General features: G+C 61.6%; 25 protein-coding genes. 9 read left to right on the forward strand and 16 right to left on the reverse strand.

Annotated features, from left to right (window positions below; genetic code table 11):
* Nucleotides 1-59 precede the first annotated feature (59 nt).
* Nucleotides 60-2,906 (reverse strand): M16 family metallopeptidase, encoded by a 2,847-nt coding sequence (locus K6M89_RS16560; RefSeq protein ID WP_246642495.1) that lies wholly within the window; start codon nucleotides 2,904-2,906, stop codon nucleotides 60-62.
* A gap of 299 nt (nucleotides 2,907-3,205) precedes the next feature.
* Here K6M89_RS16560 and K6M89_RS16565 point away from each other — a divergent pair, with 299 nt between their 5' ends.
* Nucleotides 3,206-4,186, forward strand: coding sequence for a substrate-binding domain-containing protein (locus K6M89_RS16565; protein WP_222140177.1), 981 nt, complete (start codon nucleotides 3,206-3,208; stop codon nucleotides 4,184-4,186).
* Nucleotides 4,187-4,253: 67 nt separating this feature from the next.
* Here the strand turns inward: K6M89_RS16565 and K6M89_RS16570 are convergent, their stop codons facing one another.
* The 6 genes from K6M89_RS16570 to K6M89_RS16595 form a co-directional block, all read right to left on the reverse strand.
* Complete coding sequence (locus K6M89_RS16570; RefSeq protein WP_222140178.1) at nucleotides 4,254-5,519, reverse strand: ABC transporter substrate-binding protein; 1,266 nt, start codon at nucleotides 5,517-5,519, stop codon at nucleotides 4,254-4,256.
* Between the two features lie 25 nt (nucleotides 5,520-5,544).
* Entirely contained in the window at nucleotides 5,545-6,381 is an 837-nt protein-coding gene (locus tag K6M89_RS16575) for a carbohydrate ABC transporter permease (protein ID WP_222140179.1), read from the reverse strand.
* Nucleotides 6,378-7,301, reverse strand: a complete 924-nt coding sequence (locus K6M89_RS16580; RefSeq protein ID WP_222140180.1) for a carbohydrate ABC transporter permease — start codon at nucleotides 7,299-7,301, stop codon at nucleotides 6,378-6,380. Before K6M89_RS16580 ends, K6M89_RS16575 begins: the two co-directional genes overlap by 4 nt.
* On the reverse strand, nucleotides 7,294-8,523 hold the full coding sequence (locus tag K6M89_RS16585; protein ID WP_222140181.1) for an ABC transporter ATP-binding protein: 1,230 nt from the start codon (nucleotides 8,521-8,523) through the stop codon (nucleotides 7,294-7,296). The genes K6M89_RS16580 and K6M89_RS16585 overlap by 8 nt, the downstream gene beginning before the upstream one ends.
* Nucleotides 8,520-9,350 carry a metallophosphoesterase family protein gene (locus tag K6M89_RS16590; RefSeq protein WP_222140182.1) on the reverse strand — a complete coding sequence of 277 codons (831 nt, stop codon included), beginning with the start codon at nucleotides 9,348-9,350 and terminating at the stop codon, nucleotides 8,520-8,522. Before K6M89_RS16590 ends, K6M89_RS16585 begins: the two co-directional genes overlap by 4 nt.
* A gap of 186 nt (nucleotides 9,351-9,536) precedes the next feature.
* Nucleotides 9,537-9,932: a hypothetical protein gene (locus K6M89_RS16595; protein WP_097579300.1), complete on the reverse strand. Its 396-nt coding sequence runs from the start codon at nucleotides 9,930-9,932 to the stop codon at nucleotides 9,537-9,539.
* A 209-nt stretch (nucleotides 9,933-10,141) separates the two neighbouring features.
* Between K6M89_RS16595 and K6M89_RS16600 the strand changes: the two genes are divergently transcribed.
* The 5 genes from K6M89_RS16600 (at nucleotide 10,142) to K6M89_RS16620 (ending at nucleotide 14,273) form a co-directional block, all read left to right on the forward strand.
* Complete coding sequence (locus tag K6M89_RS16600; RefSeq protein ID WP_222140183.1) at nucleotides 10,142-10,330, forward strand: hypothetical protein; 189 nt, start codon at nucleotides 10,142-10,144, stop codon at nucleotides 10,328-10,330.
* A gap of 144 nt (nucleotides 10,331-10,474) precedes the next feature.
* Entirely contained in the window at nucleotides 10,475-10,981 is a 507-nt protein-coding gene (locus K6M89_RS16605) for a winged helix-turn-helix transcriptional regulator (protein ID WP_222140184.1), read from the forward strand.
* 13 nt (nucleotides 10,982-10,994) lie between these two features.
* Nucleotides 10,995-12,260 (forward strand): beta-ketoacyl-ACP synthase II, encoded by a 1,266-nt coding sequence (fabF, locus tag K6M89_RS16610; RefSeq protein WP_222140185.1) that lies wholly within the window; start codon nucleotides 10,995-10,997, stop codon nucleotides 12,258-12,260.
* Between the two features lie 81 nt (nucleotides 12,261-12,341).
* The gene (locus tag K6M89_RS16615) at nucleotides 12,342-12,770 is read left to right on the forward strand and encodes a DUF4864 domain-containing protein (RefSeq protein ID WP_097579296.1); all 429 of its coding nucleotides are present in this window, start codon (nucleotides 12,342-12,344) and stop codon (nucleotides 12,768-12,770) included.
* Between the two features lie 432 nt (nucleotides 12,771-13,202).
* Nucleotides 13,203-14,273: an acyltransferase family protein gene (locus K6M89_RS16620; protein ID WP_222140186.1), complete on the forward strand. Its 1,071-nt coding sequence runs from the start codon at nucleotides 13,203-13,205 to the stop codon at nucleotides 14,271-14,273.
* 2 nt (nucleotides 14,274-14,275) lie between these two features.
* Here K6M89_RS16620 and tgt read toward each other — a convergent pair whose 3' ends face one another.
* The 5 genes from tgt to coaD form a co-directional block, all read right to left on the reverse strand.
* Entirely contained in the window at nucleotides 14,276-15,406 is a 1,131-nt protein-coding gene (tgt, locus tag K6M89_RS16625; protein ID WP_222140187.1) for a tRNA guanosine(34) transglycosylase Tgt, read from the reverse strand.
* Nucleotides 15,403-16,488 (reverse strand): tRNA preQ1(34) S-adenosylmethionine ribosyltransferase-isomerase QueA, encoded by a 1,086-nt coding sequence (gene queA / locus K6M89_RS16630; RefSeq protein ID WP_222140188.1) that lies wholly within the window; start codon nucleotides 16,486-16,488, stop codon nucleotides 15,403-15,405. The genes tgt and queA overlap by 4 nt, the downstream gene beginning before the upstream one ends.
* Before the next feature lie 72 nt (nucleotides 16,489-16,560).
* Nucleotides 16,561-17,070: a peptidylprolyl isomerase gene (locus tag K6M89_RS16635; protein ID WP_010029525.1), complete on the reverse strand. Its 510-nt coding sequence runs from the start codon at nucleotides 17,068-17,070 to the stop codon at nucleotides 16,561-16,563.
* Nucleotides 17,071-17,098: 28 nt separating this feature from the next.
* Nucleotides 17,099-17,671 (reverse strand): peptidylprolyl isomerase, encoded by a 573-nt coding sequence (locus K6M89_RS16640; RefSeq protein ID WP_097579291.1) that lies wholly within the window; start codon nucleotides 17,669-17,671, stop codon nucleotides 17,099-17,101.
* A 58-nt stretch (nucleotides 17,672-17,729) separates the two neighbouring features.
* Nucleotides 17,730-18,224: a pantetheine-phosphate adenylyltransferase gene (gene coaD / locus K6M89_RS16645; RefSeq protein ID WP_097579290.1), complete on the reverse strand. Its 495-nt coding sequence runs from the start codon at nucleotides 18,222-18,224 to the stop codon at nucleotides 17,730-17,732.
* Between the two features lie 90 nt (nucleotides 18,225-18,314).
* Between coaD and K6M89_RS31875 the strand changes: the two genes are divergently transcribed.
* The 3 genes from K6M89_RS31875 to K6M89_RS31495 all read left to right on the forward strand — a co-directional run bounded on the left by K6M89_RS31875 (nucleotide 18,315) and on the right by K6M89_RS31495 (nucleotide 19,061).
* Nucleotides 18,315-18,593, forward strand: coding sequence for a hypothetical protein (locus tag K6M89_RS31875; RefSeq protein WP_222140189.1), 279 nt, complete (start codon nucleotides 18,315-18,317; stop codon nucleotides 18,591-18,593).
* Nucleotides 18,594-18,735: 142 nt separating this feature from the next.
* Nucleotides 18,736-18,891: a hypothetical protein gene (locus tag K6M89_RS16655; protein WP_003539654.1), complete on the forward strand. Its 156-nt coding sequence runs from the start codon at nucleotides 18,736-18,738 to the stop codon at nucleotides 18,889-18,891.
* Nucleotides 18,892-18,926: 35 nt separating this feature from the next.
* Nucleotides 18,927-19,061 (forward strand): hypothetical protein, encoded by a 135-nt coding sequence (locus tag K6M89_RS31495; protein WP_281428477.1) that lies wholly within the window; start codon nucleotides 18,927-18,929, stop codon nucleotides 19,059-19,061.
* 180 nt (nucleotides 19,062-19,241) lie between these two features.
* Here the strand turns inward: K6M89_RS31495 and K6M89_RS16660 are convergent, their stop codons facing one another.
* The 4 genes from K6M89_RS16660 to K6M89_RS16675 are packed head-to-tail and all read right to left on the reverse strand — an operon-like array spanning nucleotide 19,242 to nucleotide 23,491.
* Nucleotides 19,242-20,126, reverse strand: a complete 885-nt coding sequence (locus K6M89_RS16660; RefSeq protein WP_222140190.1) for a ribokinase — start codon at nucleotides 20,124-20,126, stop codon at nucleotides 19,242-19,244.
* The gene (locus K6M89_RS16665) at nucleotides 20,123-20,995 is read right to left on the reverse strand and encodes a MurR/RpiR family transcriptional regulator (RefSeq protein ID WP_097579287.1); all 873 of its coding nucleotides are present in this window, start codon (nucleotides 20,993-20,995) and stop codon (nucleotides 20,123-20,125) included. The genes K6M89_RS16660 and K6M89_RS16665 overlap by 4 nt, the downstream gene beginning before the upstream one ends.
* The gene (locus K6M89_RS16670) at nucleotides 20,992-21,966 is read right to left on the reverse strand and encodes an ABC transporter permease (RefSeq protein WP_097579286.1); all 975 of its coding nucleotides are present in this window, start codon (nucleotides 21,964-21,966) and stop codon (nucleotides 20,992-20,994) included. Before K6M89_RS16670 ends, K6M89_RS16665 begins: the two co-directional genes overlap by 4 nt.
* Nucleotides 21,959-23,491 (reverse strand): sugar ABC transporter ATP-binding protein, encoded by a 1,533-nt coding sequence (locus tag K6M89_RS16675; RefSeq protein WP_222140191.1) that lies wholly within the window; start codon nucleotides 23,489-23,491, stop codon nucleotides 21,959-21,961. Before K6M89_RS16675 ends, K6M89_RS16670 begins: the two co-directional genes overlap by 8 nt.
* Nucleotides 23,492-23,521: the final 30 nt, after the last annotated feature.

The raw sequence follows: 23,521 nt of genomic DNA on the forward strand, positions 1-23,521 counted from the left end.
CGGCCGGGACGGTGTCTCCTCCCCGGCAACGTCCAATTTAGGGGCTTCGGTTCAAGACACTACCTTACCGCCGCCGGCAGCACTTCAAATTTCCAGAATTTTTCCTGGCTCAAATAGGTTGTGGCGAATTCGCGGATAGTTGAGGCCGTAACCTCGTCGTAGCCGCTGAGATTTCCGCGTATGCGGTCCAAACGACGCGGATCCGTCTGGGCGCCGCGCAGATATTCAATCCAGTATTCGTTGCCCTGCCGCTGGTGCTTCAGTGTCTCGATGATGGGTTCGCGAGCGCATGCGAGCTCGTCGGCGGAGACATCATGCGACCTGAGATCATTGGCGATCTCGTCGACAAGCGCATAGAAGCGCGCGAGCTTTGCTGGATCCGTCTCGACATAGAAATAGGCGTAGCCATAGCCGGGAATTTCCCTCGACAGATTGACGTCGCCCTCCAGCGCGTAGCTTGCCCCTTCTGCAATGCGAAACTGGTCGGTCAGCCTATTCTGGAAAATCTGGGTGACAACATTGGCGGTGAAGGAGCGCGGGAGATCGGAGAGCAAATCGCCGATGGGAGCCCCGACGACGGCGGCGGCGCTATCTCCCCTTCCATTATGGGTCTGCAGAACGGGCTTCTCGGTGGCCGCCGGAAAACGCACATTACTCCAAACATTGCTCGGCGCCGCCTCCGGGCGTGGCGGCAAAGCGCCAAATGTTTCAGCTGTCAGCCGGATGGCGTCGTCCACCGTCACATCGCCGACGATGGTGATATCGATCGGGCCATTGGACACCACAGGCCGGAACAGCGCCTCGAAATCGTCCGACTTGGCGGCGGACAACTGGGCGCGATCGGGAAAGGTCCAGCGCGGATCGCCGGAGTGGACGAGACCGCCGAGGTTACGGCTGACAACGCCGCCAGGGGTGGCCTCATACTGATCGAGGCCGCTCAAATAGGCCTGCTGTACCCGCTTGAACGCCTCGGGGCGGTATGCGGGATCGGAGGTGTATGCCGTCATGAGTTGCAATTGCGTCGCCAGATCCTCAGTCCGCGTACGACCGTCGAGCTTCAAGGAGCTGTCGCCTACCGAGACGTCGAGGCCGACGATGTTGGCGGTCAGCGCTTTCTGCATATCCTGGTAATCCATGGCCTTCACGCCCGACAGCGCGACCGCCGGCGATGCCCAGATCGGGAGGGGACGGTCATGCGGCAAGTCCAGCCGGCCGCGGCCGATATCCTCGCGCACCAGCACTTCATTGGCGCGCAGCTTGGTTGGCTTGACGGTAAGCCGTACACCGTTGGAAAAGCGCACCATGGTCAGGCCGAGATCTTCGACGGCGCGGCGTTCGACCACAGCGCCCGGCGCGCCGAAATGGGTGTAGGGCCAGGCGACATCGGCTGCACTGGACGGCGCCGACACGGCAATGGCGTTGGAAGCGTAATAGACCTGCCGGAGCGCGTCGGCTCCGCCCTGCGGCGATTGGGCGGTCTGGAGCACGATCTGCGGACCATTGCCGGAGAAGGCACGCTGCAGAGCCTGATTGACCTCGGCTGCGGTGACGCCGTTCGTCACCGTCTCGAACAGCGAGAGGTCGTCGGCCGGCGACGAGAAGACCTGATTGTCATCGACGCTGCCAGCCAGCGCCGAAGCGATGTCGGTGGTCGTGCGCGTCGCGGCTCCGGCGGCAGCAGCCTTCAAGGCCGAGCGGTATTCGAGGATTTCGCGATCGATCTCGGCCTGGGCAACGCCGAACTGTTGAATACGACGCTGTTCCTGGTCAATGGCCCCGAGTGCCGCCTGCCATTTGCCCGGTTCGGAATTCGCCGTGACCAGGACGACATGAGCGGAATCGAGAAGATCCTGGGAGCCGACGCCGGCGCTGATGAAAGGCGCGTCCGCCTTGCTGGCGATGATGCTGACCCGGCGTTTGAGCACCATCAGACCGAGATCTTCGATAAGCTGGGTGCGGCGCTTGCCCAAGGTGTCGGGCGCGGCGTCATAAGGGCGCGTCCAGGCGATCTGGACGCTGGTCATGCCGCCGGGAACAACGACGACGTCCGCGCTTTCGCCTTTCGTCTGCAGCACGCCCGTATCCTGACTTGCAGGCGTCGGTCCTATGGGCTTCCAGTCGCCGAAGCGCTGCCGGATTTCGATTTCCATGGCAGCGGCGTCGATGTCGCCCACCACGATCAGCGTCGCCCGATCGGGCCGATAATTGGCCCGGTAGTAATCGCGGACGAGGTCCACAGGCGCATTGCTGATAATATCGGCTTTACCGATCGGCGGGCGCATGGTCACGCGCCGGCCGGCGAGCAATGAATTCATGATTGCAAGCCCCGCGCGGTACTGCGGCGTATCGCGCAGCCGCTCTTCCGACAGGATGACGCCGCGCTCGCGATCGAGGGCGCCGGCATCGAGGGTCAGCTCGCTCGCCGTCTCTCGCATCAGCATCAGGCCCGTGGAAACCGTGTCTGGATCGACCTCGGGCAAATCGAGTGCATAGACAGTCTCGTCATAAGAGGTATGGGCGTTGGTGTCCGGTCCAAAAGCCAGCCCCTTGCGCTGAAGGATACGGATCATCTCGCCTTCGGCGACATGCGTCGAACCTTTGAAGGCCATGTGCTCGAGAACATGCGCCAGGCCCTGCTGGTCGTCGTTTTCCTCGAGTGAGCCGGAGCCGATGCGAAAGCGGATCGCGGCCTGTCCTGATGGCGTGGCGTTGCGCATGATTGCAAAGCGCATGCCATTGGCGAGCACGCCGAAATGGACATTGGAATCGGCTTGAATGTCGCTTTGCGTTTGCGGCCAGGGGGTGGACGGCGTGTCGGCATAGGTCGGCGATGCGAAAATTGCGACAAGGCAGACCGTCGCGAGAAACCGCCAAGCGGCGGCGCATTGCATTTGTTTGGGAGACATTCTTATCCAGGCGATGAGCATGAAGAGAGGAAATGGCTTTGACCGACCATTCCATAAGTTGCATATCGCTTCAACTTCCATGTGTGAACGGATAAGACGCAGACAATTCGGTTAGAGCTCGCGGGAGCTCCATAGAAATCTTAGAATTTTCGCATAAGATTTTGATATTTAAATCTTATGACAGCGGCTTCCATCGTCATTCCCGATGAATTCCCCACATCTCGTCAATTGTCAGATCACTGTCATAGAGCCCGACTAAAGGATGGCGCTTCGACGCTGTCACCAGGGGGGCGCATTCGATGGCGACATTGCAGCAAGTCGCATTCCGGGCAGGATGTTCGCTGGCGACCGCAAGCCGGGTTCTCAATCGCAACGGGCCGGCCAGCGATCTGATGGTGCGCAAGGTGCGCCGTGCCGCTGCCGAACTCGGTTATCGCCCGGCCGCCCATGCTGTCGGGCGGCTCGGGCGCAGACCGGTAATCGGCGTCTTGATCCCGAGCATCACCAATCCCGTCTTTGCCTCGTCGCTGTCGAGCATCCAGAATCGTATGCTGGTCGCCGGCCATGGCGTCTTGATCGCCCAGTCGAATTACGATCCGGCACGCGAGGCCGATGCCGTCGCCGCACTTCTGAATGACCGGCCGACCGGGCTGATCCTCACCGTCTGCGACCCGTCGACGAGCGAGGCGCTGCTGCCCAAGCTGCCGCCGACCGTGCTTCTCAACAACCTGCCGACGGCGCAGTTTCCGGCGGCCGTCACGGCCGATAATCGCGGCGCCGGCCGGGAGATCACGACGTTCCTGATCGGCATGGGCCACCGCCACATTCTCTTTCTCTCCGGCAATTTTGCTGCCTCCGATCGCGCTCGTCTTCGCTACCAGGGCTACCTCGACGCCATGGCCGAGAACGGCCTGACGTCGCTTGACGCGATCCAGATCTCCTTCGTCGGCGCCTATGACCAGCTCGATCTCAGTGCGGCGATGACCTCGCTTTCGCCGACGGCGATTATCGCCTCCAACGATCTTCTGGCGCTCGGCGTCATCGGCGCGCTGAAGCGCGAGGGGCTGTCGGTGCCGGGGGATGTTTCGGTCGCCGGCTTCGACGGCATCGCCATCGGTCGGCTGATCGATCCGCCGCTGACAACCATTGAAATGCCGGATGCCAGCATGGGCGCGACGGCTGCCTCGCTGCTGCTCGACATGGCGGAGAATGCAGCCCCTGCCCGCCACCTCGACGTCGCCTATACGCTGCGCCGCGGCGGCACGGTGCGCGCCATCTAAACCACCCGGAAATAAAAGGCCGCCGCGCGCTCGGCGTGGCGGCCCGTTCTTCTGACGCGGAAAGCGATCAGCTGCGCGGCAGCATGCCCTCGACGTCGGCGGCCGCGTCGTCGAGCGCTTCCTTCGGCTCGGCCGATTGGTCGACGATGCGCGAAAGATTGTCGACGATCGTCTGGGTGACCTTGACACCATTGGAGCCGGGGAAGGCATACCAGGGGATCATGACCGGCATCTGGCTGAGGCCAGCCTGGAACAGCGGGTTCTGCTTGTAGAAATCGCCAAGATATTCGGGCGACTTGGCGGCAAGCTCGTTGTTCGGCACATAGCCGGTGCCGGGCACGACGACGGAAGCGCCGTAGGGGCCGGCGGCGAACTTGGCAAACTTCCAGGCGGCGTCCTGCTTGGCGGCGTCATGGGTCAGGATGACGACGGCGTTGCCGCCTGTGGGAAGACGGCCATTCACCGGATCGATCAGCGGGATCTTGGCGGTGCGCAGGTCGAACTTTTTGCCGACATTCTTGATCGTGTTGCGCAGCGCGCCTGTGGTCTGGAATTCGAAACCGACCTTGCCGGCGGCGAAAGCCTGTTCGCCGGCAGGCTTGGTGAAGACGGGCATACCGCCCTCGGTGACCAGGCGATGCAGGACGTCGACGGCCTTCTGACCTTCCGGACCGCTGAAGGCGACCTTGCTTTCGTCGTCGTTCAGCATCTTGCCGCCGGCGCCGAAGAGCAGCGCCGAGAACATCCAGTCGTCGCCCTGCCAGCGGAAATCGATGCCGTCGACGCCGTTGCCGAGCGCCTTGATCTTGCCGCCGAGCGCAATGACCTCGTCCCAGGTCTTCGGCGGATTGTCAGGGTTGCCGCCGGCCGCCTTCACCAGATCGGCGTTGTAATACATGATCGGGTTGGAGGTCGCGAAAGCGAGGCCCACCTGCTTGCCCTTGACCTGGGCGAGCTTGAGGATCGTGTCGGAGAAGCCCTGCTCGGCCATGTTGCCGTCTTTCTTGACGAGCGGGCCGAGGTCGACGGCGACATCGCGTTCGTCGAGCATGCGCAGGCGGTTCAGGCCGATGAAGGTGATATCGGGCATTTCGCTGGTGCCGACCTGACGAAGGATCGTCTGGATACCTTCTTCATAGGTGGCCGAGGGGCTGGCGAACTGGATCTTGATATCGGGGTTCTCAGCCATGAACTTCTTCGAGATCGTGTCCATCACGTCCTTGAAGAAGCCCGGCATCGGGTAATGAACCGTCAGCGTCGTCTCGGCATGCGCGGGAAGCGCGATTGCCATCGATACGGCCGCTGCGGCGAGAAGCTGGGTGATACGTTTCATCGCTCGTTCTCCTGGTTGAAGCCGGTCAGCCTTTGAGACCGGTCATGGTGATGCCCTCGACGAAACGCTTCTGCGCAAGCAGGAAGGCGGCGACGAGGGGAAGGGTAATGATGAGGGTCGCCGCCATCAGCGCGCCGTAGTCGTCGCCGGCCTCGGCGGCGCGGAAATACATCAGCCCGAGCGGCGGCGTGGCATAGTCCTGCTTGCTGATGACGATCAACGGCCAGTAGAGATCGTTCCAATGGGCGACGACCGAGAAGATGGCGAAGGCAGTGACCGCCGGCCAGGCATTCGGCACAATGACGCGGGCGACGATGCCGAGCTCCGACATGCCGTCGAGACGGGCGGCATGGATGAGATCGTCGGGTATGGCACGGAAGAACTGCAGGAACATGAAGATCGCGAAGACCGAAATGGTGAAGGGCGCTATGAGCGCGGCATAGCTGTTGAGCAGCGCGGCGCGGTCGAAGGCGACATAAAGCGGCAGCGCGGTCGCATGGATCGGCACGAGAAGTCCGAGCATGACCAGCACCATCATGGCCCGCGCCGCGCCGAAACGCAGCTTCGCCATGGCGTAGGCGCAGGGGATGGCCACCAGCACCTGAAAGAGGAAGATCAGCCCGCAGACGACGACGCCGTTCCACAGGAGCCGCGCCATCGGCACCCGGCTCAAGGCCTTGGCGAAATTCTCGGCATAGGCGAAATGCGTCGGGATGAGCGACAGTGACGAGGTGAAGATGTCGCTCTGCGTCTTGCCGGCCGCTGAGATCATGAAGATGTAAGGGGCGAGGAAGATGATCGCCCCAAGGGAAAGCAGGCTCAGGCGGATGAGCCTGCCGAGGGAAAAAGCGCTTGCCGTCATGTGTAATGCACCCGGCGATCGAGAATGCGGTACTGCAGGAACATCAGCACCACGAGGATCAGCAGGAAGACCACGGTCATCGCCGAGGCATAACCGACGCGCAGATAGACGAAGCCTTCCTGGTAGATGGTAAAGAGCAGCACTTCCGACGCCTTGTTCGGGCCGCCCTCGGTCAGCGTCTTGACCGTCTCGAAAACCTTGACCGCATTGGTGATGCTGATGGTGATGACGAAGAGCGTCGTTGGCCCGAGCATCGGCCAGGTCACCAGCAGGAAACGGTCGAGCGAGGATTTGGCGCCGTCCACTTGCGCTGCGGCGTAAAGCTCGCGCGGGATCGCGGTCAGGCCGGCCAGGAACAGCACCATGTTGAATCCGGCCGATTGCCAGACGCCGATAATCGACAGACTGTAAAGCACGGTGCCGGAACTGCCGAGCCAGTTCGGGCCGGGCAATCCCACCAGCGCCAACAACGCATTGAGCGGGCCGATCGTCGGGTGGAACATATATTGCCAGACGGTCGCCATGGCAACGATCAGCGAGGCGACCGGCAGGAAATAGGCGGTGCGGAAGAAGCTGCGGGCCGCGGTCTCGCTCTCGATCAGCATGGCGATGCCGAGGCCGAGCAGGATCGAGACCGGCGCCACGATTGCCGTATAGACCGTCGTATTCCATAGCGACTTGCGGAATGTGCGGTCGGTGATCAGGTGAGCGTAATTCTCGAAGCCGACGAAGCGGAACTTGCCGTAGCCGAGTTCGAAGTCGGTAAAGCCGAGCACGACGACAGCCGCGACCGGCAACAGCACGAAGAGAAAAAGCAGGATCATCGCCGGCAGCACCAGCATCCAGGCGATGCGGGCCTCGCTGCGGCGATGAGCAAGGGCGGAATGATCAGGGATGGCCATGGAGGCGAAGCTAGCCATGCGCCCTCTCCCGCTGGGCATCGGCATTACCAGCAAGCCTGGCATCAGCAGCGCTGAGCCCGGCATCAGCGGAGCTGAGCCCGGCATCACTACCGGCGACGAAGCCCGCCAGCCGGCTGCCGTCCTCGGCAAAGATGAGCGTCCGGCCGGGCGACAATCGAAGCCCCACGGCATCGCCGGCCGCAAGCCCGGAGGCTTCGGACGGCTGTACCTTGGCGATGACGGTCTCACCGATCGCGTCGAGCCGGCAATGGAGGATAACCTCGGACCCCAGAAATTCGACGCGTTCGATCCGGGCGGCAAGGCCGTCATGTCGGCTCTTGGAAAGAAAGACGAATTCCGGACGAATGGCGAGTGTCACCGGCGTCTTTGCCGCGGGCGCATTCCCGAGCGTTAGCCGCAGGCCGCCGCAGAGGATGACGCCGCCTTCGGCAAAGGCCGGAAGCAGGTTGATGCGCGGCTGGCCGATGAAGCGGGCGACCTCGATATGGGCGGGATCGTCGTAGATGAGCTGAGGACTTGCGATTTGCAGCAATCGGCCGCCCATCATCACGGCGACACGGTCCGCCATCGACAGCGCTTCTGCCTGGTCATGGGTGACATAGAGCGTCGGCACGCCGGCGCGGCGATGCAGGTCGACGATTTCGCCTCGGGCGTGAACGCGCAGGTTGGCGTCGAGGTTGGACAGCGGCTCATCCATCAGGAAGATGCTCGGCTGGCGCACCATGGCGCGGGCGAGCGCCACGCGCTGGCGCTGGCCGCCCGACATCTGGCCGGGTTTGCGGTCGAGCAGATGGTCGATCTTCAGCGAGGTCGCCATATCGCGGACGTCGCGGGCAATCGCCGCACGGGTGGCGCGCTGGCCCGGTATCAGCGATTCAATGAAGGGCAGCCGCTGCATCCTTGAGAGCCGGCGCATCGCCAGCGGCACGGCGATATTCTGAGACGCCGTCAAATGCGGATAAAGCGCGTAGGATTGAAAGACCATGGCGATGTTGCGCTCGGCGGCCGCCACACCGGACATATCTTTCCCGCCGATCAGGATTTCGCCGCTGTCGGCATGGTCGAGGCCGGCAAGGACGCGCAAGAGCGTGCTCTTGCCGCAGCCCGAGGGGCCGACAAGGGCGATGAATTCAGCGGCCCCGACATCGAGGCTGACGCCGTTGAGAATCTGGTTGCCGCCGAAGGCCTTGGTGATGCCGCGCAGCGAGAGCGCGCTCATTCGACAGGTTCCCGCTGTTTGACCGCCTGGGGATAGACCTCGAGCACGACATCGTCGAGCACATGCGCGGTCATGCCGGGAACGGCGACGATCTGGCTTTCGACCGATGTATCGAACTCATGCACGACGGCCCCGATCAGGCGCTCGCCCGGCATCTCGCGCTCCATCTTGTCGATGATGAAGGCAGCCGACGGACCCCAGGTCAGCTGGGTATTGTCGAATCGACCCTGCCAGGCCCAGTGGAGGTGGCCGCTGGCAAACAGCGCCACGTCATGGGCTGCGATCAGATTATAAAGCCGCCGGCGCTGAGCCGGGCGAACGCTCCAGTAGCCGGTATCGCCTTCATCGGGTGCATCGACGAACAGCGGCTTATGCGCGAAGAGAGCCACGCGCCGCCCTGCCCTGTCTTCGAGCGCCTTGGCGAGCCACTCGAACTGGGCCTCTTCCTCGTCATCCTCATGACCGAGAAGCAGCGAATTCAAGCCGATGAAGCGCCAGCCGGCCGCATCCTCGAGCCAGCGATCGTCACCGGCAAGGCTGCGCCAGCGGGCCAGCCGCTCGGCATTGACAGGCTGGTCGGTTTCCCTGAAGTGACCGACATCGTGATTGCCGGGGACGATCAGCATCGGGATCGACACTTGCCGCATCAGATCCATCGAAAAAGTGATGTCCTCGTCCTTGTCGGCGCCGTCGACGGTGAGATCACCGGTATGGACGATCAGATCGGCGCCGGTCGCTTCGATCCAGCTCAGAAGCGGCGCCCAATTGCCGTTGAAATGCGGCTTGTTCGGGCTGAAATGGGTGTCGGTGATCTGAATGATTTTCATGAGGGCGCGTCTCCGAGACCTGGGAAGCGCGTCACGGACGCTCCCTTCTCGGACCCTCTCTAGAAGGCTCGCATGTCAATCAGACATCCGCGGTTTTCAGCTGTTTTTCAGTTTTGACATCAATCCGTCATGCAGGCGCAGACCGCCCCCGAAAATGGGGGCGGCCAGCGGCAGGGTCTGCGGAGATCAATGCCTCGGCGCGGTGGCGGGTATAGACGAAACGGTTGCCGAAACGGGGTCGCTTGCCGGAAAGCTATCTTCGAGGCCTTCGTTCAGCTCCTCTTCCAGCGTTTCACTGTCATGGGTCGAACGCGCGCTCGGCTGGCCTTTCAAACCCTTGCTGCCTTCGTCGAAGTTGCCGTTGCTCAAGGCGTCGTAACGGTTGATGCTGCCGTCGGCGCCGCGGCCGGGAAAGGCGGTCAGCTGAACCATCATCACCTTGGCGTGGTCGAGCGCCGTCGAGCTGTCGAGCTCACCATGGGAATTATCGATTTTGACGAAAACCGATTCTCCTCCCTCGCCCAGGAATTCGACGGTGAAGAAGTCGCCGGACTGTGTCACGCGTGTATCGATCAACTGCATGGAAACCTCCTGTGTTCATGCCAGATCAACGGCGAGCAACATCGGGAGTTCCAGCGACGATACCATTTCATCGGGGTGCATGCCGTGCCGAGATTGCAGCGGCTTACCCTCGGCCGAAATTTATGGTTAATTTATTAATAATTCAGCTTCTATAGTTGGAACCATGCGGCCTTTCCGAGTGTTGATGCTGCGCCGTGGAGGACACCCCGATGATCCTGAAAATCCTTGCTCCGAAGACCGACGCCGAGTGCCATGATACCGGCACCTATCCCGACGGGATCTTCGCCGAAAACCGTATCGACCTTTCCTCGCGCTCCGACGGCCGCCGCCGCTCGCCGCATGAGCGCGATTATGGGGCCGACAGGAAACCGGAAAACCTGCCGCTCGGCCTTGCCTGAGATTCCGCCGCGATAAGTGGCGCGCGCTGCTGTTTGCCGCGTAACTGGCATGCGTCACCGGCACCCTGCGCGCCCGTTTTTTCAAAAGCGGCCCGCGACAGAAGTAACTTGCATGATGATAGTCACTGCTGTAGTGACATCCCCATGCAACGGACTAGCTTCAGCCAATTCAAATGCCCGGCAGCACGTGCGCTCGACAGCGTCGGCGACTGGTGGAGCATGCTGATCCTGCGCGATGCCTTTCAGGGGCTTTCGCGCTTCGACGAATTCCAGAAGAGCCTCGGCGTGGCGCCGAACATCCTGACGCGACGGCTCAAACATCTGACGGAAAAGGGGCTGTTCGAACGGCGGCTCTACCGTCAGCGCCCTGCCCGCTACGAATATCTGCTGACGGACAAGGGCCGTGATTTCTTTCCTGTTCTGATGACGCTGTTTTCCTGGGGAAGCCGGCATATCCCGGAAGAGGACCTCGCCTTTCTCTTGGGCGATGCCGCTTCAGGCAAAGAGCGCCAGACGATGCTGGTCGACGCGCGGACCGGCGAACAAGTGACACCCGAAAACACCAGCCTGCTTGCAGGTCCCGCCGCCGATGACGAGGTGCACGAGCGGATCGCCCGCATGCGCGCCTGGTACCTCGGCATCGACGCATAGAAAGGACAAAAGAATGGATCGTATCGTTGTCACCGGCATGGGACTTGTCTCGCCGCTCGGCACGGGCGTCGAGCCTTCCTGGAAGCGCCTTCTCGACGGCGGTTCGGGGCTGCGGGTGCTGGCGGAGGATATCGTCGGCGAACTCTCGGCCAAGGTCGGCGGCATCGTTCCCGGCATCGCGGAAGATGCTGAGGCCGGTTTTGATCCCGACCGTTACATTACGCCGAAGGACCAGAAGAAGATGGACCGCTTCATCCACTTCGCCATGGCGGCGACGGAGGAAGCGGTGAGGCAAGCCGGCTGGATGCCCACTGACGAAGGTGAGCGCGAGCGCACGGCAACGATCATCGCGTCGGGCATCGGCGGCTTCCCGGCGATCGCCGCAGCGGTGCGGATCGGCGAAATGCGCGGCGTTCGGCGGCTGTCGCCTTTCACCGTGCCCTCCTTCCTCGTCAACCTCGCCGCCGGCCAGGTCAGCATCCGCTACGGCTTCAAGGGGCCGCTCGGCGCTCCGGTAACGGCCTGTGCGGCCAGCGTCCAGGCAATTGGCGATGCGGCGCGGCTGATCCATTCCGGTGAAGCGGATGTGGCGATTTGCGGCGGTGCCGAGGCCTGCATCGACAAGGTGAGCCTCGGCGGCTTTGCCGCTGCGCGTGCCCTTTCCACCGGCTTCAACGAGACGCCGGAGCTGGCGTCCCGGCCCTTCGACACGGCGCGCGACGGTTTCGTCATGGGCGAAGGCGCCGGCATCCTGGTCATCGAAACACTGGAGCATGCGCTTGCCCGCGGGGCGACGCCGCTCGCCGAACTCGTCGGCTACGGCACGGCGGCGGATGCCTACCACATGACCGCAGGCCCCGAAGACGGCGACGGCGCGCGCCGGGCAATGGAGGCCGCGCTCAGGCAGGCGAAGATCCCCGCTTCCGAGGTCAAACACCTGAATGCGCACGCAACTTCGACACCCGTCGGTGACAAAGGCGAGATCGCAGCGATCGGCACCGTCTTCGGCCGCGATGGCGCCATCGCCATCAGCGCGACGAAATCGGCGACCGGCCATCTGCTCGGGGCCGCCGGCGGGCTGGAGGCGATCTTCACCATCCTGGCGCTGCGCGACCAGATCGCGCCGCCGACCCGCAACCTCGATGAGGCCGATCCTGATGCCGACGGCATCGATATCGTCGGCAAGACTGCGCGGACGCTGGCGATGGACTATGCCATCACCAACGGTTTCGGTTTTGGCGGGGTGAATGCCAGCGCCCTCTTCCGGCGCTGGTCGTAAAGTCCGCTTTCCTTGCGCTGGAAATGGCCTACACTTCCACTCTATCGGGGATCATTCCCCGATAGAGCTGGAGATCAACCCATGCGCGCCCTCTTCGCAGTTGTCATTCTGTGTGCCGCGTCCCTCCTCTCCGCCGTCTCGGCCCGCGCCGAAGATCCGATCGACACGACGCGGACGATGATCGAGGAACAGATCAAAGCCTTCCTCAAGGACGATGCCGAGACCGCCTATTCCTTCGCCGCTCCCGGTATCAAGGCGATGTATCCCGACAAGAACCTGTTCTTCTCCATGGTCAAGAAGAGCTACGAGCCGGTCTATCACCCCGGCAACTACGCCTTCGGCCGCAGCCGCTCGATCGACAACGGCGCGCTGATCTACCACGAGGTGCTGATATCAGGCCGCGACGGCAAGGACTGGACGGCGATCTACCAGATGACCCGACAGCCGGACGGCAGCTACCGGATCAACGGCGTGCAGATCATGCCGGATGCCGACAGCAAAGGCATCTAGACGATTGAGTATATTTTTTCAGATTAAGTTGTGCTCTGCATCCCAAGGAGATGGTGAGCATTCTTTCTAGTGGACTGCTGGTCGAGCTGGACCTTGCCGCGTTTGAGGCATCGATGGTGGCCCTGATCCGTCCATACCGCAATGGAGCGATCTTCAGGCTGGCCGCGCCAAACCCCGATGCCGGAAGTTGCACCCCCACCCGCTGATTTACTGAGCGCACCAAAGGTGCAGGCCGATGCGGCCTTCAGCGATCGCCTTGCGGATCCTGCTTCAGTTCCGGGTGAGCGGCTTGCCGATCATGCCGGATGCCAACAGCAACGGCATCTGACGCCCTGTTCTTGGCTGGATCACACTACCCAGCACTTGGATTCGTTGCACTAACTATTTTGAAATCGTGCTGGAGTAAAAAACCGCCAGCGGGGGATTGGCAGGTTGAATACTGGCAAGCGATTTTTCACGGCTCTTGAAGCGTTGCGAGGAATCGCGGCCATCATGGTCATGTTCCTACATACTGGCGGCACGCTCGGCCCGATACCGGTCAATATCAGCTATCTCGCCGTGGACCTTTTCTTTCTTTTGAGCGGCGTCGTTCTTGCAAATTCATACGAAAGGCAGCTGGCAACGGGACAGATTTCGCCCGCGAGATTTCTGCTGCAGCGCATTATTCGGCTTTATCCTGTCTATCTGCTTTCTCTTCCTGTTGGCCTTGTCAGCTATGCAATTCAATTCGGCTTCGATTACCCCACCCTGGCCGGCCATCTGCTGAGGGCGTTTCTGTTTATTCCAAACGCGGGCACGGGCGGCGCCTTTCCGTTAAACGGGCCGAGTTGGTCGCTCTTCTTCGAACTCTGGGCTGGAGTGCTGTTTCCCGTTCTTCTGGTACGACTATCGTCCACCATCTTGCTCGCCATCGCCCTCGGAGCAGCGGGTATCACCTTGTACGGAGCCCTTGGAGCCAATTTCGACATTGGCCATCAGGCGGGCTACTTCGGATTTGGCTTCTCGAGAATTTTGTTCTCGTTCTCGCTCGGGATCTGCCTTCACAGGTTGTACGAGGTTCGGCCGCCGAATGCGGTCAATAGAGGCAATACCATCGGCATTTTCCTCTGTGGCTGCCTGATTGTGATCACGAATATACCCGCCAGCACATTCTACGGCTTTCCCTATTTTGATCTTTTAATATGCCTGACGATTTTCCCGGCCATTGTCTGGGTCGCAATGCGCACGAGGCAGACCGGCCTTGTCGAGCTGGCATTCCGCTGGCTGGGGATCATTTCCTACCCGATTTATATCCTGCACGCGCCCATCTTCGAGTTGCTGCATCGACTGCGGCAAAAGGGCTTTGACCTCACGGCCTCCCCGGGCGCCGGTATGGTCGTCGTGATAGCGATTTTCATCATGGCCGGCATCGTCGCCATTCATTTCGACGAGCCAGTGCGCAAAAAGCTCAAATCAATGGTTGCGCCGAGACCAGCATCCGAGGTTCCCGCGGGAGCGAGCTAGTCTTACACCGGATCGAGATCGCCCCTCGCCCATTCCTCCATCGTCTCCGCCATGAAATCGGCGAAGCGGCCTTCGGCAATCGCCTTGCGAATGCCCTGCATCAGTTCCTGGTAGTAGGCGAGATTGTGCCAGGAGAGCAGCATGCCGCCGAGTGCCTCGTTGGCGCGGACGAGATGGTGCAGATAGGCGCGTGAATACTCGCGCGAGGCCGGGCAGTTCGACTGTTCGTCGAGCGGACGCATATCCTCGGCATGGCGGGCGTTGCGGATATTGACCTTGCCGCGGCGGGTGAAGGCGAGACCATGGCGGCCGGAACGGGTCGGCATGACGCAGTCGAACATGTCGATGCCGCGGGCGACCGATTTCAGGATATCGTCAGGCGTGCCGACGCCCATGAGGTAACGCGGCTTTTCCACAGGAAGCACGGGCAGCGTCGTTTCCAGCATCCGCAGCATGACGTCCTGCGGTTCGCCGACGGCAAGGCCGCCGACCGCATAGCCCTTGAGGTCGAGCTGGCTCAGCGCCTCGGCCGAGCGGATGCGCAGCGCCGGGATATCGCCGCCCTGGACGATGCCAAACATCGCCTTGCCCGGCTGCTCGCCGAAGGCGACCCGGCAGCGTTCGGCCCAGCGCAGCGACATTTCCATGGCGCGCTCGATCTCCTTCGGCTCGGCCGGCAGCGCCACGCATTCGTCGAGCTGCATCTGGATATCGGAGCCGAGCAGCCCCTGGATTTCGATGGAGCGCTCCGGCGACATATGGTGCAGGCTGCCGTCGACATGCGATTTGAAGGTGACGCCCTGTTCGTCGAGCTTGCGCAGACCGGAGAGCGACATGACCTGGAAGCCGCCGGAATCCGTCAGGATCGGATGTTCCCAGCGAATGAGCTTGTGCAGGCCGCCAAGGCGGGCGACGCGCTCGGCGGTCGGGCGCAGCATCAGGTGATAGGTGTTGCCGAGAATGATATCGGCGCCGGTCTCGCGCACCTGCTCGAGATACATGGCCTTGACGGTGCCGACTGTGCCGACTGGCATGAAGGCCGGCGTGCGGATTTCGCCCCGCGGCATGGAGATTACGCCGAGGCGGGCGCCGGCATCGGTCTTGTCAAGGGTGAATTGGAAGTTCTCGGTCATCTGTCTTTCCGGAAAAGAAGGCTCGCGTCGCCGTAGGAGTAGAAGCGGTAGCCCGTGGAAATGGCGTGTTTATAGGCCGCGCGCATGGTTTCAAAGCCTGAAAAGGCCGAGACCAGCATGAACAGCGTCGAGCGCGGGAGGTGGAAATTGGTCATCAGCATGTCGACCGCCTTGAAACGATAGCCGGGCGTAATGAAGATACCGGTGGCGCCGGCCCAGGGTTTGATCTCTCCGCCTTCTCCAGCCGCACTTTCGATGAGCCGCAGCGAGGTCGTGCCGACGCAGACGATGCGCCCGCCCCTTGCCTTGATGGCATTCAGCCGGGCGGCGATTTCACCGCTGACATAGCCGCTTTCAAGATGCATCTTGTGATCGTCGGTATCGTCGGCCTTGACGGGCAGGAAGGTGCCGGCGCCGACATGCAGGGTGACGAAATGGCGTTCGATGCCGGCCTTATCCAGCGCCGCAAACAGATCAGGCGTGAAATGCAGGCCGGCGGTCGGTGCGGCGACGGCGCCTTCCTCGCGGGCATAGATCGTCTGGTAGTCGGCGCGGTCGCGCTCGTCCTCGGGACGCTTGGCGGCGATATAGGGCGGCAGCGGAATATGGCCGACGGCGGCGATCGCCTCGTCGAGCGCCGGGCCGGACAGATCGAAGGCGAGCGTCACTTCGCCCGCCTCGCCCTTTTCCTCCACCGTCGCATCGAGCGAGCCGATCATGCAGCTTTCGCCGGAATGGCCAAATGCGATGCGGTCGCCCTCCTTGATGCGTTTGCCGGGCTTGGCAAAGGCCTTCCAGCGGCTGGGGCCGATGCGCATATGCAGCGTTGCCGACACCTGCTGGCCGCCGGCGCCGTCCCTATGACGGATGCCTTCGAGCTGGGCGGGAATGACCTTGGTATCGTTGAAGACCAGCGCGTCGCCTGCCCGCAGAAACGACGGCAGATCGCAGACATGATGATCCGAGAGCGCGCTCTCCGCATCGGGATCGACGACGAGCAGGCGCGCACTGTCGCGCGGCTCGGCAGGCCGCAGCGCAATGCGTTCATCCGGCAGGTCGAAATCGAAAAGGTCCACGCGCATCGAGGTACTTTCAGGCAAAGCGAAACCCGCCCCGCGCTTTCGCGCAAGGGCGGGTTTCAGCAGAAATCACAATCAGACGTCGGCGGCAACCCGCATCGAGACGATCGAGTCCGGATCGGAAACCGGTTCGCCGCGCTTGATCTTGTCGACATTGTCCATGCCTTCGATCACCTGCCCCCAGACGGAATACTGCTTGTTCAGCCACGGCGCGTCGGTGAAGCAGATGAAGAACTGCGAGTTGGCCGAGTTCGGGTTCTGCGAACGGGCCATCGAGCAAGTGCCGCGAACATGCGAGGTCGCGGAGAATTCAGCCTTCAGGTCCGGCTTGGAGGACCCGCCCATGCCGGCCCGGCCGGGATTGAAGGTTTCGGAACCCTTCTTGCCATATTCGACATCGCCCGTCTGGGCCATGAAATCCTGAATGACGCGGTGGAAGACGACGCCGTCATAGGCTTTCTCGCGGGCCAGTTCCTTGATGCGGGCGACGTGCTCCGGAGCGACCTGCGGCAGCAGCTGAATGACAACCTTGCCCTTGGTGGTTTCCAGAATGATGGTGTTTTCGGGATCCTTGATCTCGGCCATTGCCTTCTCCTCTTGTTTGTTTCGTAACTTACTTCTTGCCCAGGGTGACCTTGATCATCCGGTCGGGATTTTTGACTTCGCCGTTCTGGCCTTCGCCGCGCTTGATCTTGTCGACATTCTCCATGCCGGAAACGACCTTGCCGACGACGGTATACTGGCCGTTCAGGAAGGAACCGTCGGCGAACATGATGAAGAACTGCGAATTGGCGGAATTCGGATCCTGCGAGCGGGCCATGCCGACCGTGCCGCGCACGAACGGGGTCTTGGAGAACTCAGCCGGAATATCGGGCAGATCGGAGGAGCCGGTGCCGGCAAGGCCGGCATCGAAGCCCTTTTCCATGTTGCCGTATTTGACGTCGCCGGTCTGGGCCATGAAGCCCTCGATGACGCGGTGGAAGGCGACATTGTCGTATTCGCCCTTCTTGGCCAGCGCCTCGATCTGGGCAACGTGCTTCGGCGCGACATCAGGCATCAACTGGATGACGACAGGGCCGTCCTTCAGTTGGACGGTGAGATAGTGATCGGCCGCCTGGGCGAAGGCATCGCCCGCGAAGGAGGCCAGATACAGCACGCCGGCAAATGCGAGATAAAAGAGTTTCATATGGGCTCCGTTGCGGCGAGTTCCGCCTGGTCTTTGCGCTTGCGAGACTTCTTACTTGCTAGTTCGGGCGCTTGGATGTGAGGGCTTGCAAGACGGCGGCCGGCACGAAAGCGCTGACATCGCCGCCCATGGCGGCGATCTGGCGGACCAATGTGGCGGTAATGGGCCGCGAAGCCGTGCCCGCCGGCAAAAAGATGGTCTGGATGTCGGGCGCCATCGCCCTGTTCATGCCGGCCATCTGCATTTCGTAATCGAGGTCGGTACCGTCGCGAAGGCCGCGGATCAAAAGCGTTGCGCCATGGGCACGGGCGGCATCGACCACCAGATTGTCGAAGGCGACGACGGTGATGTCGCTGGTCTTGCCGGGCAGCGCTTGCGCCAGGGAAAGGCGGATCAGCTCGGCTCTCTCGTCGAACGAAAAGAGCGGTGCCTTGCCGGGATGGATGCCGATCGCCACGATCACCTTTTCAGCGACGTTCAGGGCCTGGACCAGAACATCCACATGTCCGTTGGTGATCGGGTCGAAGGACCCAGGATAAAAAGCTGTCGTCATCTGGCTCGGCCGTTGGTTTGACGCCTTTTGTCATGGATGCTGCCTTGCCGCAAGTGATTTGCCCCGCCGTTTCCCACGGCTGAACGGCGAATGAACATGCCATTCAAGGCTGTTTCAGACAGAACCTGCTTAACTCGGATCATCAAGGCAGCCGAAGCCATTCCGGCGTCCGGCGTTTCCCGAAAGACCATGTCCATGCTGATCGTGCTCGTTGCGCTTGCCGTCCTTTTCTCTCTCGCCGCCGAAATGGCCTATGGCTTTTTCGCCGACCGCTACGAGGTGAGCTGGGTGCGGCCGGAGCTTGCCGAACATGCCGCGATCGTGCGCGCCCAGGGCCGGCTGCGCGAGCGAAACGAATTTCGAATCTGAACGCCAGATGAACGAGACATTCAAGGAGGCTTCAGATCGCCATTGGTAAACACCCGCTCAACATCCGGCGGAACCATATTCAAGCGGATGCGTTCACTCAACCGACACAGAAATGCGTCAAAGCGCGGCAGGAAGGACTAAAATGCCCGGCAAGATTACGATGATTAACGTGCTCTGGATGGTCATGGTCACGGGCATGCTCACCGCAACTGTCGCTCTCTACGATCAGAAGGTCGATACCTCCAAGGTTTATGGCCCCTATGCTTCGGCCCGCACGGCCGTACTGGGCCAGTACTAGGGGCGAGAACGCAACTCCCCAGGAAAGGAATGCCCATGTTCACGATCTTGACAGTACTCACCGCCCTTATCAGCGTCATGTTCATCGTGTCTGTGGCCTCGACGATATCAGCGCTGCGGCGCGAAGGCGAAGAGGTGAAGGCGCTGAACGAAAAGCATAACGCGTTCTGACATTCCTCTCCTCCTCCCATGACGGCACCTCCCGCCGCCCGGGCCTTTCAAAGCCGGATGCACCCAGCGTCCGGCTTTTTTCAGGAACTCCGCAGCATTCGACGGAGATTGGGGCCTGCCGCATTGACCGCCACTGCGAACCTATCCGCGATATAGCGGAAATGGACCTGCTGTTCGCCGTCAGTCGGCGCGCGGCGTACTGACCAGAGCAGCGGCAGCCTGGTTGGCGGCACCGATCGCCGCCCGTATGTCCCTTCCCCGAGCAAGTTCTGCGGCAAGGACCCCTGTGAATTCGTCTCCTGCACCGTGAGTGCTTACCAGCTTCACCTTGATTGCCGCGATGAAAAACTCCTCACCGTGCTGCGTGGCGCAGGCGACCCCCTCGCCCCCGGCGGTCACGACGGCGACCGGGAATCTTCCGGCCAGCTGCTTTGCGGCGCTTGCCGCACCTGCCAGGGTATCCACGACCGGGAGATCCGCCAGTTGCTCGGCCTCAATGGCGTTGACCACCAAGATGTCGACCAACCTTTCGAGCTCGCTGGAGAGAGGCCGCGCCGGCGCGGCGTTGAGAACCACTTTACCTCCGACGGCCTTCATCGCCTTGGCCGCCGCCACGTTGGCGGAGTCAGGGACTTCGTTTTGCAATATCAACAAAGCGCTTTCGGCGAAGGCTTCCGCAGCCGTGTCGACGTCCGACTGGCCGAGGGTCAAGTTGCTTCCGGAGACGATAACTGCTCCATAGTCGCCCTCACTGTCAAAGATAGCAACGCTCATGCCGCTTGCCATCCCACCTAGCCGTTTTACAAACCGATGATCGACGTTGTTGCGTTCAAGGTTGTCAGTCAGGGCACGCCCGAAATCATCCTCGGCAACCGCCCCAATCATCACCGAGTGAATTCCGGTCTTTGCTGCCGAAACAGCCTGATTGCCGCCCTTGCCGCCACACTTCGGAAACCACCGGTCTCCTGTGACCGTTTCTCCCTTCCGTGGACGCGCAGGGCCATGCACCATGATGTCATAGTGCAGGCTGCCGAAGACGACGACGGAGGGAGATGCGGAAGTCATCCGAGCTTGTCCTTACGTTTTGACGTGACAGCGGCCATCGTCTTTTCGAGATTTTTTTCTGCTGCGTCATAATTTCTCTGCGCAACCGCCACGAACAGCGCGTCGAGGATGTTCAACTGAGCGATCCGCGCAGCTGCATTCTCGCCCATCAGCGGCGACCCCTGCGCGGTCGAACAGAGGACGATGTCGGCAATCTGGGCCAGCGGCGAACCGCCGTAGTTGGTGATGGCTATCGTTCGGGCTCCCGACTTCCGTGCGAGTTGGATTGCGTCGATGGTGGCGGTCGTGTTTCCTGAATGGGAGAACCCGATGGCGATGTCATTCGGCCCGAGAAGCGACGCGGACATGAGCATCATGTGCGAATCGTCCTCAACATTCGCTCGCACGCCGATCCGCAAAAACTTGTGTGCAACGTCTCTCGCGATCTGAGCAGAGCCGCCAACACCGTAAAAATCACGCTGGCCTGCTTTCGCCAGCAAGTCGGCAGCGCGGTCGAAGCCATCGACATCCAGGATGGCGAGCGTCTCCTCGAGCGCCTGAATTGACGTGCGGAAAACCTTTTGGATGATCTCCCTCGAACTGTCCTCCACTGACAGCTCCTGGTGCATTTCGGCAGTGGGAAGCCTGTTGTAGCTCGACACCGCCGAACGGAAATCACGGTAACCATTAAAGCCGAGCTTCTTGGTGATCTTGACGACCATAGCCTCGGACACTCCAGCCTCTGCCGCCAGGTCCCTGAGCGCCGTTTCTTCCGAAAAGTCCCTTAGTCCAAACACAGTGTCCACGACACGCGCCTCCAAGGGGGTAAGTTGCGGCATCATCATTCGGATGCGCGGACCTACCGCCTTGAGATCATCTGCAGAATTCATCCCTGTCCCCTTGTGACGCGATCGATCATCATCGCGACAAGGATAATAAGGCCAGTGGCGAGAAGTTGGTAGAATGCCTGGACATTCATCAACGTGAGCCCGTTGCGCATTGCGCCGAGAATGATTGCACCGAGGATGGTCCCTACAATGCTGCCTTTGCCACCCATCAGCGAAGCCCCGCCTATGGCTGCCGCCGCGATCGCGTCCAATTCCCACAGATTGCCGAGGATGGGCTCAGCGGCACCGAGGCGGCCGATGAGGATCATCGAGGCGAGAGCGGCCAGCACACCCGAGATCACGTAGGCAGTGATCTTTGTCAGCGCGATGGGGACACCAGCGATGTAGGCTGCTTCTTCGTTGCCGCCCACGGCCAGAAGATATTCGCCGAGGGGCGTCTTCTTGAGAAGTATCCAGGCAAGCAAGGCGACAAAGGCGACCATGACGACAGGATTCGGAATACCCGCCGGCGCCCCATTGAAGAGCGCGCGGAAGCTTTGCGGCACACCGAGCACGGGATTGCCGCCGGTGTAGATCAGGGCGATGGCTCGATAGGTGCTGAGAGTGCCCAAAGTGACGATGAACGGCTGCAGGCCGGCATAGGCGACGAGCAGGCCGTTGACGAGACCGCAGAGTACGCCAATGCCCAAGCCAGCGAGAATGGCGAGCGGAACCGGAACACCCGCCACCAGCAGCGTGGCGGTGATCACCGCGGCAATCGCGGCGCTCGGACCGACGGAGAGATCGATGCCGCCCGAGATGATCACCAGGGTCATGCCGAGTGCAAGACACGCGTTGATGCTCGACTGCTGGAGGATGTTCAACAGGTTCCTCTGCGAAAGGAAGTCCGGAGCCAACAGGCCAAAGATCGCGACGATGGCCGCCAGGCCGATCATCGTACCGGCGTCACGCACGGAGAACGACCCGAAAAGTTTGCGCGATGACATCGCTGAATCCTGGACATTGTCAGACATGAGGCTGTTCCTGTTGATCACCCGCGCCGCGGCTGTCGGCAGTGCCGACCGCATGGGAAACGATGGTTTCTTCGTTGAACTCATCGCGGCGCAGCTCTGCGGCGATCGCGCCGTTGCGCATGACGAGTACCCGGTCGGACACTCTCATCACTTCCGGAAGTTCGGAGGAGACGACGATCACCGAATGGCCCTCTGCCGCGAGGCCTTCGATCAAATGGTAGATTTCCGACTTCGCTCCGACGTCGATACCGCGGGTCGGCTCGTCAAACAGAAGGATGCGCGAGCCGGCGGCAAGCCAACGGGCGATAATCGCCTTCTGCTGGTTGCCGCCGCTGAAGAGGTTGATCTGCCGGTCTAGTTGGAACGGCTTGAGGTTCACCCGCTTCAAGAGGTCTTCGGCGCAACGCCTGAGTTCGCTTTGGTTGATGATTCCCGCCTTCGCGAACCGCGACATGGACGGCAGCGCCATGTTGCTCACGACCGAACGTCCGGGAATGATACCCTCGCGCTTGCGCTCCTCGGGCAGGAGTCCGATGCCAGCCGCGATCGCCGCACGGGGGCCTGAAAGCGCAAGCGCGGTTCCGTCGATCGTGACGATGCCCGACGTCACCCGATCGGCGCCTGCAAGCGCGCGCAGAAGTTCGGTTCGGCCGGAGCCGACAAGTCCCGCCACGCCAAGGACTTCGCCATTTCGGAGGTCGAACGAGACGTCGCGGATGCGATGTGTGCAGAGGTTTCGTACTTCGACGCTGACGCTATCCGTAGCATGCGAATGATGTTCGTCAGCCGTGAGCTGGCGGCCGACCATCATCGCGATTATCGCCTCGGACGCCGTGTTCTCGAGATCGATGCCGGCGCCGACCACCTTGCCGTCGCGCATGACAGTTGCGCGCTGGCAGACGCGGAACACCTCATCCATCTTGTGGGACACGTAGATGATCGAGACCCCGCCTGCGGCCAGCGCTTCGATGATTTTGGCCAATCGGTCGAATTCGCTGGGCGTCAGGCTCGACGTCGGCTCATCCATTGCGATGATCTTCGCCCGGTCGAGGAGCGCGCGTGCAATTTCGACGACCTGCCGCTGCGCGACCTTTAGGGAGGAGATCGGGGCTCCCGGGTTGATCGACGGATCGATCGTTGCCAAAGCCTCCGCGGCCCGACGTTCCTGCTCTCGGCGGTTGACGATGACGCCGCCAAAGCGGGTCAGGGAATGACCGAGAAACATGTTCTGGGCCACGGTCAAATGCGGCACCTGCTGCAGCTCCTGATGGATCATTGCGATCCCGGCCTGACGGGCGCTTTCCGGCTTGCGGAAATGATGAGCAGTGCCGTCAACCTTCACTTCGCCTTCTGTCGGGCGAAAGACGCCGGACAGGATGCGCAGCAGCGTTGATTTGCCCGCACCATTCTCACCAAGAAGCGCGTGGATTTCGCCCGGCGCAACGTCGAACGAGACTTCGGAGAGCGCCTTGACGCCGGGAAATTGCTTGGAGATGTTCTCGAACGCCAGTCTGGAAGAAGCCATTGAACAAAACCTTTGAGAGTTCGAACGGCC

Source organism: Rhizobium croatiense (assembly GCF_019793465.1).
In the GTDB taxonomy this organism is placed as follows: domain Bacteria; phylum Pseudomonadota; class Alphaproteobacteria; order Rhizobiales; family Rhizobiaceae; genus Rhizobium; species Rhizobium croatiense.

What these genes read in the sequence shown, in the direction of transcription:
- K6M89_RS16565 (WP_222140177.1), top strand. Translation starts at nt 3,206, where the DNA reads ATGGCGACATTGCAGCAAGTCGCATTCCGGGCAGGATGTTCGCTGGCG.
- K6M89_RS16665 (WP_097579287.1), bottom strand. Translation starts at nt 20,995, where the DNA reads ATGAATTCTGCAGATGATCTCAAGGCGGTAGGTCCGCGCATCCGAATG.
- queA (WP_222140188.1), bottom strand. Translation starts at nt 16,488, where the DNA reads ATGCGCGTGGACCTTTTCGATTTCGACCTGCCGGATGAACGCATTGCG.
- K6M89_RS16575 (WP_222140179.1), bottom strand. Translation starts at nt 6,381, where the DNA reads ATGACGGCAAGCGCTTTTTCCCTCGGCAGGCTCATCCGCCTGAGCCTG.
- K6M89_RS16615 (WP_097579296.1), top strand. Translation starts at nt 12,342, where the DNA reads ATGCGCGCCCTCTTCGCAGTTGTCATTCTGTGTGCCGCGTCCCTCCTC.
- K6M89_RS16640 (WP_097579291.1), bottom strand. Translation starts at nt 17,671, where the DNA reads ATGAAACTCTTTTATCTCGCATTTGCCGGCGTGCTGTATCTGGCCTCC.
- K6M89_RS16560 (WP_246642495.1), bottom strand. Translation starts at nt 2,906, where the DNA reads ATGTCTCCCAAACAAATGCAATGCGCCGCCGCTTGGCGGTTTCTCGCG.
- fabF (WP_222140185.1), top strand. Translation starts at nt 10,995, where the DNA reads ATGGATCGTATCGTTGTCACCGGCATGGGACTTGTCTCGCCGCTCGGC.
- coaD (WP_097579290.1), bottom strand. Translation starts at nt 18,224, where the DNA reads ATGACGACAGCTTTTTATCCTGGGTCCTTCGACCCGATCACCAACGGA.
- K6M89_RS16570 (WP_222140178.1), bottom strand. Translation starts at nt 5,519, where the DNA reads ATGAAACGTATCACCCAGCTTCTCGCCGCAGCGGCCGTATCGATGGCA.
- K6M89_RS16600 (WP_222140183.1), top strand. Translation starts at nt 10,142, where the DNA reads ATGATCCTGAAAATCCTTGCTCCGAAGACCGACGCCGAGTGCCATGAT.
- K6M89_RS16675 (WP_222140191.1), bottom strand. Translation starts at nt 23,491, where the DNA reads ATGGCTTCTTCCAGACTGGCGTTCGAGAACATCTCCAAGCAATTTCCC.
- K6M89_RS16580 (WP_222140180.1), bottom strand. Translation starts at nt 7,301, where the DNA reads ATGGCTAGCTTCGCCTCCATGGCCATCCCTGATCATTCCGCCCTTGCT.
- K6M89_RS16660 (WP_222140190.1), bottom strand. Translation starts at nt 20,126, where the DNA reads ATGACTTCCGCATCTCCCTCCGTCGTCGTCTTCGGCAGCCTGCACTAT.
- K6M89_RS16595 (WP_097579300.1), bottom strand. Translation starts at nt 9,932, where the DNA reads ATGCAGTTGATCGATACACGCGTGACACAGTCCGGCGACTTCTTCACC.
- K6M89_RS31875 (WP_222140189.1), top strand. Translation starts at nt 18,315, where the DNA reads ATGAACATGCCATTCAAGGCTGTTTCAGACAGAACCTGCTTAACTCGG.
- K6M89_RS16655 (WP_003539654.1), top strand. Translation starts at nt 18,736, where the DNA reads ATGCCCGGCAAGATTACGATGATTAACGTGCTCTGGATGGTCATGGTC.
- K6M89_RS16635 (WP_010029525.1), bottom strand. Translation starts at nt 17,070, where the DNA reads ATGGCCGAGATCAAGGATCCCGAAAACACCATCATTCTGGAAACCACC.
- K6M89_RS16585 (WP_222140181.1), bottom strand. Translation starts at nt 8,523, where the DNA reads ATGAGCGCGCTCTCGCTGCGCGGCATCACCAAGGCCTTCGGCGGCAAC.
- K6M89_RS16670 (WP_097579286.1), bottom strand. Translation starts at nt 21,966, where the DNA reads ATGTCTGACAATGTCCAGGATTCAGCGATGTCATCGCGCAAACTTTTC.
- K6M89_RS16605 (WP_222140184.1), top strand. Translation starts at nt 10,475, where the DNA reads ATGCAACGGACTAGCTTCAGCCAATTCAAATGCCCGGCAGCACGTGCG.
- K6M89_RS31495 (WP_281428477.1), top strand. Translation starts at nt 18,927, where the DNA reads ATGTTCACGATCTTGACAGTACTCACCGCCCTTATCAGCGTCATGTTC.
- tgt (WP_222140187.1), bottom strand. Translation starts at nt 15,406, where the DNA reads ATGACCGAGAACTTCCAATTCACCCTTGACAAGACCGATGCCGGCGCC.
- K6M89_RS16590 (WP_222140182.1), bottom strand. Translation starts at nt 9,350, where the DNA reads ATGAAAATCATTCAGATCACCGACACCCATTTCAGCCCGAACAAGCCG.